This window comes from Halomonas sp. KM-1, from assembly GCF_000246875.1.
In the GTDB taxonomy this organism is placed as follows: Bacteria; Pseudomonadota; Gammaproteobacteria; order Pseudomonadales; family Halomonadaceae; genus Halomonas; species Halomonas aerodenitrificans.
Map to the genome: position 1 here is coordinate 1 of NZ_BAEU01000038.1, position 9,147 is coordinate 9,147.

Annotated in this window: 11 protein-coding genes; 3 read left to right on the forward strand and 8 right to left on the reverse strand. The window is 65.3% G+C overall.

The window, feature by feature from the left end; all coding sequences use genetic code 11:
• Positions 1 to 691, reverse strand: a 691-nt coding sequence (locus B8115_RS03245) for an ABC transporter substrate-binding protein (RefSeq protein ID WP_010626317.1), incomplete at its 3' end; no start/stop codon positions are given.
• A gap of 55 nt (positions 692 to 746) precedes the next feature.
• Entirely contained in the window at positions 747 to 1,391 is a 645-nt protein-coding gene (locus tag B8115_RS03250; protein WP_010626318.1) for a DUF1826 domain-containing protein, read from the reverse strand.
• Between the two features lie 315 nt (positions 1,392 to 1,706).
• Between B8115_RS03250 and B8115_RS03255 the strand changes: the two genes are divergently transcribed.
• Positions 1,707 to 2,582, forward strand: a complete 876-nt coding sequence (locus B8115_RS03255) for a DMT family transporter (RefSeq protein ID WP_010626319.1) — start codon at positions 1,707 to 1,709, stop codon at positions 2,580 to 2,582.
• Between the two features lie 153 nt (positions 2,583 to 2,735).
• Here B8115_RS03255 and B8115_RS03260 read toward each other — a convergent pair whose 3' ends face one another.
• Genes B8115_RS03260 through B8115_RS03270 form a run of 3 tightly spaced genes read right to left on the reverse strand, consistent with a single transcriptional unit; the run spans position 2,736 to position 5,344 of the window.
• The gene (locus tag B8115_RS03260; protein ID WP_051004592.1) at positions 2,736 to 3,608 is read right to left on the reverse strand and encodes a metal ABC transporter permease; all 873 of its coding nucleotides are present in this window, start codon (positions 3,606 to 3,608) and stop codon (positions 2,736 to 2,738) included.
• A gap of 40 nt (positions 3,609 to 3,648) precedes the next feature.
• Entirely contained in the window at positions 3,649 to 4,440 is a 792-nt protein-coding gene (locus tag B8115_RS03265) for a metal ABC transporter ATP-binding protein (RefSeq protein WP_010626321.1), read from the reverse strand.
• Positions 4,433 to 5,344, reverse strand: coding sequence for a metal ABC transporter solute-binding protein, Zn/Mn family (locus B8115_RS03270; RefSeq protein WP_010626322.1), 912 nt, complete (start codon positions 5,342 to 5,344; stop codon positions 4,433 to 4,435). The genes B8115_RS03265 and B8115_RS03270 overlap by 8 nt, the downstream gene beginning before the upstream one ends.
• A 165-nt stretch (positions 5,345 to 5,509) precedes the next feature.
• Between B8115_RS03270 and mntR the strand changes: the two genes are divergently transcribed.
• Positions 5,510 to 5,992 (forward strand): manganese-binding transcriptional regulator MntR, encoded by a 483-nt coding sequence (gene mntR / locus B8115_RS03275; protein WP_035589973.1) that lies wholly within the window; start codon positions 5,510 to 5,512, stop codon positions 5,990 to 5,992.
• 66 nt (positions 5,993 to 6,058) lie between these two features.
• Here the strand turns inward: mntR and thiE are convergent, their stop codons facing one another.
• Both thiE and B8115_RS03285 read right to left on the reverse strand, forming a co-directional pair.
• Positions 6,059 to 6,670, reverse strand: a complete 612-nt coding sequence (gene thiE, locus B8115_RS03280) for a thiamine phosphate synthase (protein ID WP_010626324.1) — start codon at positions 6,668 to 6,670, stop codon at positions 6,059 to 6,061.
• 53 nt (positions 6,671 to 6,723) lie between these two features.
• Positions 6,724 to 7,191, reverse strand: coding sequence for a C40 family peptidase (locus tag B8115_RS03285; protein WP_026037861.1), 468 nt, complete (start codon positions 7,189 to 7,191; stop codon positions 6,724 to 6,726).
• A 210-nt stretch (positions 7,192 to 7,401) separates the two neighbouring features.
• Here B8115_RS03285 and gloA point away from each other — a divergent pair, with 210 nt between their 5' ends.
• Positions 7,402 to 7,935 (forward strand): lactoylglutathione lyase, encoded by a 534-nt coding sequence (gene gloA, locus B8115_RS03290; RefSeq protein WP_010626326.1) that lies wholly within the window; start codon positions 7,402 to 7,404, stop codon positions 7,933 to 7,935.
• A 99-nt stretch (positions 7,936 to 8,034) separates the two neighbouring features.
• Here the strand turns inward: gloA and B8115_RS03295 are convergent, their stop codons facing one another.
• Entirely contained in the window at positions 8,035 to 9,003 is a 969-nt protein-coding gene (locus tag B8115_RS03295; protein WP_010626327.1) for a tripartite tricarboxylate transporter substrate binding protein, read from the reverse strand.
• Positions 9,004 to 9,147 lie beyond the last annotated feature (144 nt).

Genomic DNA, 9,147 nt, shown 5'->3' on the forward strand with positions numbered 1-9,147 from the left:
CCGGGTCGAGGGTGAACACCACGTCGGCATCGCCGCTCTCGGCCATCAGCGCGCGGGTTTCGCCGCGTCCTACCGCCAGATAGCTGGCGTTGCCAATGGCGGGTGTCTCGCCCCAGTAGCCGTCGAAGCGCTCCACCGTCAGACGCTGAGGCGGCGCGACCGATGCGACGCGATAAGGGCCGGTGCCGATCACCTGGGTGGCCCGCCCCTCGTCGTCGAAGGCATCCGCTGCCAAAATCAGCGTGGTGGAGTGAGCCAGCAGGGCCGGCAACGGTGCGAAGGGGCTGTCGAGACGCACCACGACGTCGTCGCCTTCGGCTTCGATGGAGACGATGGGGGCCGAGTCGAGTATGCCCGGCTTGGCCAGGGCATGCTCGAGGCTCGCGGCCGCGGCCTGTGCCGTCAGCGGGCTGCCGTCGTGGAAGGTCACGCCCTCACGCAGAGCGAAACGCCAGGTCAGGCCGTCGTCGGAGACCTGCCAGCCGCTGGCCAGCCCAGGGGCTGGTTGGCCATCGGCATCGGTGTCGACCAGGGTCTCGGCAACGCGCATGCGGCTGAACACATAGCCTGAGGTGGAGGGGTCGAGGCCGGTGATCTCCCAAGGGGCGACGACCGCCAGTGGGCGATCGGCCTGTGCCGCCAGTGGCAGCAGGGCCAGGCCAAACAGGAGGGGACGAAGGCATGGAGTCATTGCCGGGGGCTTCCTCAGATGGAAAGAAGGGAGTTGAGTAACGGGTGGAGCGGGGTCAGCCCGGGTCCAGCGCCAGCAGCAGGCGGCGTTCGCCCGCAGCGGGCTGCGGGCTGCGGTGGACCAGGCCGCGCTCCTCGTTGCCGATCCAGCCACAGCCCTTGAGCAGAGCCAGATCGCCAACGGCGAGCTGCCGAATGGCGTCGGGATCGGCGACGATATCGGGTTTGTCGGGATGCGGAGCGCCGAGCCCGGCGCGGTTGACGGCATGCTCGGGCAGCCATTCGCTGGCCGGGCCGGCATAGGTGGTCACGAGACGCACCGCCAGGTTGTCGACGTGGAAGCGCGGGCACATGGCGCCCTCCAGCGTGCGCAGACGGATGCCGATGGCCTCGGTAGAGAAGAGATAGGCCATGGCCTCGGCGATATGACTGACGTCTTCCACCAGGGCTGCGCCGGCCTCAGGGGCGGGGAGCCGACGCTCGAGATCCTCTTTCATTGCCTGGCCGGGTGCGCCGCGCCAGTGCCAGTCGAGAGAGCGGGAGCCGTTGAGCTGGGCGCGCACGGCCAGGGTGAGGGCCGAGTCGAGCCGTCGCTGCATGACTGCCAGGGTGATGTCGTCGTCGAAAATGCGCGGCAGCACCTCGATTTCCTGGCCGAATGCCCAGTGCGCCGAAGTATCGAGAGAGGGATGGGGCTGCATGGCACCTCCTTGTGAAACTCTATAACATATCATTCGTGCTGCGAGGTCCGCCCGCTTCAAAGCGATGGTAGAGATTGCAAGGCGCTCGCGTATGCAGGCGGTCGAACGCTGAGAATGATTCGTTATAACATAACGTCCATGGCGTGACTATGCCCTGACCTCGCGTCATTCTGGGTTCGACCTCCACCCACCCCGATGCGCCATCTTGGGGCATGGCACTTGCCGCCGTGCGCCCCACCCGTTAGGTTGGTAATCAACAAGCCCGCCGCCCATCCTGGTCGGCGGGGTGGTTTTTTCCTGCCGGGGGGAGGGGCCATGTCGCCGTCATTGAAGGGCATCCTGTTCATGTGTGCCGGCGTACTCTGCCTGGCCATCGGCGATGCCATTGCCAAGTGGCTGGGCGAGGTGCACTCGCCGCTGCAGATCATCTTCTTCCGTACCCTGGTCTCGCTGCCGTTGATCGCCGTGCTGGCGCACTACGGCGGTGGGTTGACCAAGCTACGTACTCGTCGGCCCGGGGTCCACCTGGTGCGCGGTTTGATCTATACCGGCACCATGGGCTTCTTCGTGCTGGGATTGACCATGCTGCCGCTTGCCGAGGCTACGGCCATCGCCTTTGCTGCCCCCCTGTTCGTCACATTGCTGTCGGTTCCGTTGCTCGGTGAACGGGTCGACTACCAAGTCGTGGCGGCTTCGCTGTTGGGCTTTGTCGGTGTGATGGTGGTGGTGCGGCCGGGGGGCGAGGGTTTCCATCCCGGCGCATTGATCATGCTGGGCGCGGCGGTTTTCTATGCACTGCTGATGATCACCTCGCGACGCTACGGGGCCACCGAGCACCTTTGGGCCATGGTGTTTTACATCACCCTGGTGCCGCTGGTGCTGACCGCTGTGACCCTGCCCTGGGTATGGCAGGATCCGCAACCCTGGCATTGGCTGGGGTTTCTCGGTGCCGGCGTGATCGGGGTGGGGGCGACGGCCTGTATCACCATGGCCTTTCGCTTCGCTCCGGCGGCCATCGCCGCCCCCTTCGATTACACGGCCATGCTGTGGGCGGTGTTGCTAGGGTGGTGGTTCTGGGGGGAAATGCCTGATCTCTGGGTCTTCCTGGGTAGTACGCTGATCATCGGCAGCGGGCTGGCGATCGCCTATCATGATCGCCGGACTACCCTGAAGCGCCGCCCCACCTCCTAGGCTATGCCTGAAAACTGCCTGCGCTTGGCCATACGGCGTTAAAACTCAGCTCAAAGTACTCATTTGCACCAAGCAAACTCCATCTTTTCGCTGATTTTTGCCTTGTCTGGCCTTCGCTCGGCGACTTTTCAGACGTAGCCTAATCCGATTCAGTTAAACCCGGTTCAGGCGCCAACGTCGCCAGTGGCGCGCCACCAGGCCATGCTTGGGGGCCGCCAGCAGGGCGACGAGGAACAGTCCCGACGCTACCAGCACGATGGCGCCGCCCGAGGCGACGTCCAGCGACACCGACAGCACCAGGCCCACCACGGCGGACGTGACGCCGACAGTGACCGAGATCGCCAGCATCAGCGGGAAGCGGTCGGTGAGCAGGTGGGCCGTGGCACCTGGGGTGATCAGCATGGCTACCACCAGGATGATGCCCACGGTCTCCAGGCTGGCGACGATGGTCAGGGTCAGCAGCAGGATCAGACCGTAGTGGATGAAGCTGGTGTTGAAGCCTAGCGCCTGGGCCTGCTGAGGATCGAAGGTGTAGAGCAGCAAGGGGCGATAGGCGAGCCAGATGGCCAGTGCGGTCACCAGGCTTGCGACCAGCGTCAGCATCAGAGCGGTGGTCTGTACGCCCAGCACGTTGCCGAACAGGATATGCATCAGGTGGGTACTGGTGGCGATCTTGCTGATGATTACGATGCCCAGCGCAAAGGCGGCGGTGAACATCAGTCCCATGGCTGCATCCGCCTTGATCCGGGTGTGACGCTCCAGCGCGCCGATGCCCAGCGAGGTCAGTGCGCCGGTGACGAAGGCGCCGATGAAGAACGGCCAGCCCAGCAGGTAGGCGATGGCCACGCCAGGCAGCACTGCATGAGAGATGGCATCGCCCAGCAGCGACCAGCGCTTCAGCACGACGTAGCAGGAGAGCAGGCCGCAGATCGCCCCCACCAGCACCGAAGTGAGCAGGGCACGCTGCATGAAGCGGTACTCGAAGGGAGCGGCCAGGGGCTCGGGCAGCAGGTTCACCACCAGCATCAGCAGAGCGATCAAGCCATCGATCACCTGGGCCAGCAATTCAAGCGGCGGCACGTGTACCTCCGTACGCTGAGCGGGAAGCCGTACCCACCGCCAGGCGGGCCAGCATGGAGTCGCTGAGCATCTCTTCCGGCGTGCCCATGCCCACCACCTTGCGATTGATCAGCAGTACGCGGTCGGCGTGGCGACGTGCGCTGGGCATGTCATGGGTGACCATGATGACGGTGCGGCCTGCGTCGCGCTGCCGTTCCAGCGTGGCGAGAATCAGCGCCTCACTGGGTGGGTCGACCCCGGCCAGTGGCTCGTCTAGCAGCAAAATACTGGCCTGCTGTGCCAGTGCGCGGGCCAGCAGCACACGCTTCTTCTGGCCGCCGGACAACTCGCCGATGGGACGTTCGGCATGCTCTGCCATGTCGACGTCGTCCAGTGCAGCTTCTACGGCCTGGCGATGGCTGGGGTTGGCCCAGTGGCGCGGCAGCAGGCGTTGCCACAAAGGGTCCTGGCGCATCAGGCCGTAGCGGCCGGTCAGCACCGTCTCGCGCACTGAAATGGGAAAGTCCCACTCCATGTGCTCCTGCTGAGCCATGTAGGCGATGTTGCCGGCCCTGCGCTGCACGGCTGGGCTTGCGCCGAGAATGCGCAGTTCGCCGCGCAGCGGCGTGAGGCCACCGATCACCAGCTTGAGCAAACTCGATTTGCCGGCCCCATTGGGGCCCACGATGGCGGTCCACTCGCCTTGCGGCAGCACCAGGGTGACGTCTTCCAGCACGGGGTGCTGGTGATAGGCCGCGCTGAGGCGGTGTGCCTCGAGCGCCGGCACCTTGTCATTCATGTGTGTCTCCCAGGGCCTCGCGCAACAGCCCAACGTTGTGGCGCAGCATGCTGGCGTAATCGGGCGCTGCAGCGTCCGGCTCGCTGAGGGAGTCGACGTAGAGGGGGCCGGCAATCGCCACCTCGGTCTCGTCGGCCACGCTGCGCACGTGGCGGTCGGAAATGGTGCTCTCCCAGAAGATGGCGGCCGGTTGCTTTTCCTCGATCAGATCGACGATGCGCATGATCTGACGCGGCGAACCCTCTTCCTCGGCGTTGGTACCCCAGATGCCGTCGTGCTCGAAGCCGAAGGCATCGGCAAAGTAGACGAAGGCCGCCTCGCTGGTGATGAGCAGACGCCGCTCCTCGGGAATGATCGCCAGCGTCTCCAGCAGCTCCTCATGCAACGCATGCAGCGACTCCTGCAGGGCTTCGGCGCGCGCCTGGAAGGCCTCGGCGGCGTCGGGCCGGGCCTCGGCCAGCGTTTCGGCAATCACGCGTGCATATTCCGCCGCGGCGCGTGGGTCCATCCACATGTGCGGGTCGACCTCGCCGGCGTATTCGCCGGTGGCGATCGGCTGGGTGGCGTAGCCGCTCTCCTCGGCCAGGGCAACCACCGGCACGCCGTTGCCTACCGTGGCGTTGATCTGAGAGAGCCACTGCTCGAGGCCGTAGCCGTTGTAGAACACCACATCGGCCTCTTCGAGAGCGATGAAGTTGCTCGGTATCAGCTCCCACTCATGGACCTCGGCGCCCACCGGCGTGAGTACCGTGACATCGGCATCGTCACCCGCCACATCGCGCACCAGATCGCCGATCACGGAAAAAGTGGCCGCTACCTTCAGGGGCGGCTCTGCGGCCTGGGCCGAGGTCGACATGGCGAAGGCAAACGCGCTAAGAAGCAGGAAGCCCTTGGGGGTCGGCATCGATCACTCTCCTCTGGTGGCTGAACGTTAACGGTCGGTTGTTACGTTGCGGTGAGTTTGTAAGCGTATAGACACTATTTTAGCCAAGGTTAACTTGTAGGGTAGTAGGAAATCTCTATCGAGGCCCTGTTGCTGCCCTATGAGCACTTTGGCTATATTGGCCCGATGACCGACTCGCCGAATGACGTGACGCCTGATCGCCTGTGCAAGGCGGACGCCCTGCCGCCCAGCGACCAGCATGCGCAGCAGTACGCTGCCGTGCGCAACGCACACGAAACCGAACTTCTCGAAGACTACGTGGAATTGATCGCCGACCTGCTTGAGCATCAGGGCGAGGCGCGCTCGACGGACATTGCGGCGCGTATGGGGGTCAGCCAGGCTACGGTGTCGAAGACCGTCACCCGGCTCAAGTCACTGGGGCTGGTGTCCAGCAAGCCCTACCGTTCGCTGTTCCTGACCGAGAAGGGCGAGGCGATGGCGGCCATGTCGCATCAGCGCCATGCCATCGTGCTGCAGTTCCTGCGCGCCCTCGGCGTCAGCGACCGCACCGCTCGCATTGATGCCGAAGGCATGGAGCATCACGTCAGCCAGGAAACCCTGGAGATCATGCAGCGCTACACCCGCGAACAGGGGCACCGCGACGTCTGAGGTTCTCTCGCTTCAGGTTCTCTCACCTCGGGCCCATCACCTCTTTCACCCTGGTTTTTTCTGACTTCAGGCAAAGAACGCCCTGGCGGCGGCTTCGGCGTCCGACTGTCCGCAGATCGCCGATACCACCGCCGGCCCTTTGGCTCCCGCGGCACGCACCGCTGCGGCATGCTTCGCCTTGAGGCCGCCGATGGCGACGGCCGGCAGCGGGCTTGCCGCCACCAGGGCAGCCAGGCCGTCGAAGCCGAGCGGGGTGGCGTGGTTGCGCTTGGTCGAGGTGGCGAATACCGGGCCGAGGCCTAGATAATCGAGGGCGGCCGGGTCGAGGCGCGAAAGCTGCTCGTGATTCTGCACCGAGAGCCCGAGGATGGCGCTCTCGCCCAGGGCGGCGCGGGCCGCCGCCACGTCGCCATCGTCCTGTCCCATGTGCAGGCCATCGGCGCCGCTTTCCAGCGCCACCGTCAGGCGGTCGTTGACGATCAGTGGCACGCCGCTGCCGGCCAGCGCCGCCTTGAGACGGCGCGCCTGAGCGATCATCTCGTCATCGGAGGCGTGCTTGTCGCGCAGCTGCACTACGGTGACCCCGCCACGCACCGCAGCCACCACGGTCTCCACCAGCCCATGGCGGGCGCAGAGCTCGGGGTCGGTTACCAGATAGAGGGAAAGATCGAGTGGCATGGCATCACCAATGCGATTGGAAAGCCACTCATCTTACCAGAGCGATGAGGTTGTTAGGGGGCCGGGCCGGCGGCCCCCAGAAACCGTTGCTGCCAGTAGTCGATATGCAGCGGCACGCTGGTGACCTCGCGCCCGCTGCCCGGGGCGTGAATCATCTGGCCGTTGCCGCGGTAGATACCCACATGGGTCGCCTTGCGCCGGTCGCCGAAGAACAGCAGGTCGCCGGGCTGGGCCTGGCGCACCGACGGCAGAGCACGGAACTGTTCGTCGGCGGTGCGCGGCACCTGAATGCCTGCCGCGCGGTAGGCCATCTCCACTAGGCCCGAGCAGTCGAGCCCTTCCGAGGTGTTGCCGCCGAAGCGATAAGGGGTGCCCAACGCATTCTTGGCCGTGGCCAGGATCAACGCCCGCTCGATGGAGAGGGCGTCCGGGCCGCGGCTCGGGTCGTGGGTGGCAATGTCACGGCTGGCGCAGCCGGCCAGCAGGGTCAGCGCCAGCAGCCAGGTCAGATGGCGCAGCATATGCCCAACGGCGTTGTGAAAGGCCCCTGGCGCTACCTGTTCGAGACTGGATGAGGTCGGCATGGGCGATCGCTCTTCATGGCGGTACTTTTCCTACTTTAGCGCGATCCGAAGGGTAAGACAGCCGCCTGCGGCTGGAAAAACGTCGTAACGATCCGCATCATCCTGGTGATGACGAGCAAGATGACAGCGACACCACAGGAGAAACGCATGAGCTTCAAGGGAGAGCAGCACCCCGGCGTGCAGACGCCGACGGCGGATTCGCAGGGCTTTCGTCTCAACCACACCATGCTGCGGGTGAAGGATCCGCAAAAGGCGCTGGCCTTCTATACGCGGGTGTTCGGCATGCGGGTCATGCGCCGGCTCGACTTCGAGGAGATGAACTTCTCGCTCTACTTCCTGGCCAGGCTGGACGACGCCGAGCAGGTGCCGGAGGACCAGAGTGAGCGCACGGTCTGGACCTTCAGCCAGACGGGCCTGCTGGAGCTGACCCACAACTGGGGCACCGAGAGCCAGGAAGACTTTGCCTACCACGATGGCAATGCCCAGCCCCAGGGTTTCGGCCACATCTGCTTTTCGGTGCCCGACCTCGATGCCGCCGAGGCGTGGTTCGATGCCAATGAGGTCGAATTCGTCAAGCGCTCGGATCAGGGCAAGATGAAGGATGTCATCTTCGTCAAGGACGTGGACGGCTACTGGATCGAGGTGGTTCAGGCCGACCGCCTGGGGGCGCTGGGCGACTGAACTCGCCCCCTATTCCGTACAGCCCGCAAACAGCGACGCCGCCCCGTGGGGCGGCGTCGGCGTTCGAACGGCCCTGTCACGACAGGGCCATGGCGAGAATCACTCCTCGCCGGGCAGGCCGCCGAGCTCTTCGATCAGCGCCTTGTAGCCTTCCACCTGATCGCGCAGGGTCTGGGTGACTTCGTCTTCCGCGATGTAGGTCACCGGCATCAGGATGCGCTCCTCGGTGATCTCGATGAAGCGCGGGTCCTGGGTGGCGGCTTCCAGCGCCTCGGCCAGACGCTCGACGTGGGCGTCGGGGGTGTTCTGCGGCACCATGGCGACGCGGATCTCCGCGGCATTGATGTCGTAGCCGGCTTCCGGCAGGGTCGGGGCATCCGGGAACGCCACCAGGCGATCCTCGGCCAGGCTCAGCAGCACCGGCATCTCGCCGGTCTCGGCATAGCCGGAGTGGGTGCCGCCGCTATAGGCGAAGTCGACGTCGCCGGAGAGGATCAGCGGTGCCATGCCGGCGCCGCCGGAGGTGGGCACGATGCGCAGATCGAGACCTTCCTGCTGGGCGATGTACTCGATGATCATGCGGTCCAGCGCGGTCTGGGTGGCATAGCTCATGCCCGGGTTCTCGCGGGCATACTCCACCAGATCTTCCCAGCTGTCGCCGAAGGGGCGGTTCTCGCCGGTGACGATGGCCGACTGGCCGAGGGTCACGCCGGCCACGTAGCGGAAGTCGTCCAGCTCGTAGGTGGCTTCGGTGGAGAGCGGGCCGAAGGTGATGGTCATGGAGGTGCCGAAAACGAAGGTGTAACCCTCGTCGCGGCTGTTGGCCAGGCGCGCCAGGGCTACGCCGCCGCCGGCGCCGGGCTGGTTGACCACGTTGACCGGCTGGCCGAGCTCCTCGGAGAGGATGTCGGCCAGCACGCGGCCCTGAATGTCGGTGCTGCCGCCGGCACCCCAGCCGATCACCATGGTCACCGGCTTGGTCGGGAAGTCATCGGCCTGGACCATGCCGGCTGCGCCGAAGGTCATGGCGGAAGAGAGAATGGCAGTACCCAGCAGTTTCATTTTCATGAGTCGGAACCTCGTGGTTGCGTTGTTGTGGTGTGGTGTGGTGATGCCGGTCGCTGCCGGCTGTGGGTTCAGTTACCCAACGCCTTGAGGCGCTTTCGGCGCCACTGGCGATAGCCGCTCCAGCCCAGGTGCAGCGCCATCAGC